Here is a 1,613-nt window from a genome sequence, read left to right on the forward strand (position 1 = left end):
GCAGCTTGGTGTTGATGACATGTACCAAATTGCGGCTGCACACGGTCGTGGTGTTACAGCATTGCTTGAGCGTGCGCTAGCTCCATTCTTTGATGATTTACTAACAAGTGAATCAGAAGAAGGTGAGATTGAAGATCTGACAGAATTTGAAGACGCTGAAATTGCACCAGACGAATACACTGAAGAAGAGGCGGAAGCGGAGTTCCAACGTCTACAAGAACAGCCAATCAAACTGGCAATCATTGGTCGTCCAAACGTTGGTAAGTCGACGTTAACCAACCGTATTCTTGGTGAAGAACGTGTTGTGGTATACGACATGCCAGGCACAACTCGTGACTCAATCTACATTCCTATGGAACGTGATGGCCGTGAGGATGTAATCATTGATACTGCGGGTGTACGTCGTCGTGGTCGTATTAACGAAACGGTTGAGAAATTCTCCGTTGTTAAAACGTTGAAAGCCGTCGAAGACGCAAACGTAGTGCTATTGGTTATCGACGCACGTGAAAACATCTCTGACCAAGACTTGAGCCTGCTAGGTTTTGCATTGAACGCCGGTCGTTCAATCGTACTAGCGGTAAACAAGTGGGATGGTCTAGATAACGAAGTAAAAGAGAACGTGAAGAAAGAGCTAGACCGCCGCCTAGGTTTCGTTGACTTTGCTCGCATTCACTTTATTTCTGCACTGCACGGTACTGGTGTTGGTCACTTGTTTGAGTCTATCCAAGAAGCGTACAAGTCGGCAACGACACGTGTTGGTACCTCTGTTTTGACTCGTATCATGAAGATGGCGACTGATGATCACCAACCGCCAATGGTTCGTGGCCGTCGTATCAAGCTAAAATACGCGCACGCAGGTGGTTACAACCCACCAATCGTCGTGATTCACGGTAACATGGTTCGTGAACTTCCGGATTCATACAAGCGTTACTTGATGAACTACTTCCGCAAGTCACTGGAAATTATGGGTACGCCAATTCGTATCAACTTCCAGAATAGCGAAAACCCGTTTGAGAATCGTGCGAACAAGCTAACTTTGTCTCAAGAGCGTAAGCGTAAACGTATGATGTCTGTGGTTAAAAACCGCAAAAAATAATTTAAGCATTTGAAGATACCCAAGTTTTTACTTGGGTATTTTTTTATCTGTTTTTTGCAACCTCTAAAAGTGATGTGAGATGTGTCCTTTTCTAAACCTTACTTTCATCATTATCACAATGTTCTTCTGCGCGGTTTTTCTCTAGTGATATTAGTGATGACGTGCAGATTCCTGTATCTTCAAATGCTCAGCACACAACCTTAACTTCTTACATTCACAAAGATAAGCAAAGCATGACGATTACCGCGACACAAACCCGTTTCTGCCATCAAACTTGGCAGTTGGACGCTCAGATTCAACTCGTTCAAAACCACAATGAAGTGACCTACGTAGTCACCGACGTGACTCCGTTTCATCCCGTTAGCCATATCTGGCCTGATCATCCCGCGGATAAAGGCATCTTAGTATTTAATGATCAACAACTTGAAGTGATTGATTGTCAAGTTGGTGCCATTGAAGTGGCAACCGGAGAGGTATTTGTTGGAGCGGCAATCCCTGTAAAGCGCGATACAGAAGG

General features: G+C 44.6%; 1 protein-coding gene and 1 pseudogene. Both read left to right on the forward strand.

From position 1 onward, the window contains the following. Nucleotides 1-1,096 (forward strand): ribosome biogenesis GTPase Der (gene der, locus R7Q47_RS23845; protein ID WP_318089631.1); only part of this gene is annotated, 1,096 nt, incomplete at its 5' end. Nucleotides 1,097-1,329: 233 nt separating this feature from the next. Beyond that, nucleotides 1,330-1,613, forward strand: a pseudogene (locus R7Q47_RS23850) (alanyl-tRNA editing protein); the annotation flags it as partial.

The organism is Vibrio sp. Vb0349 (assembly GCF_033338975.1).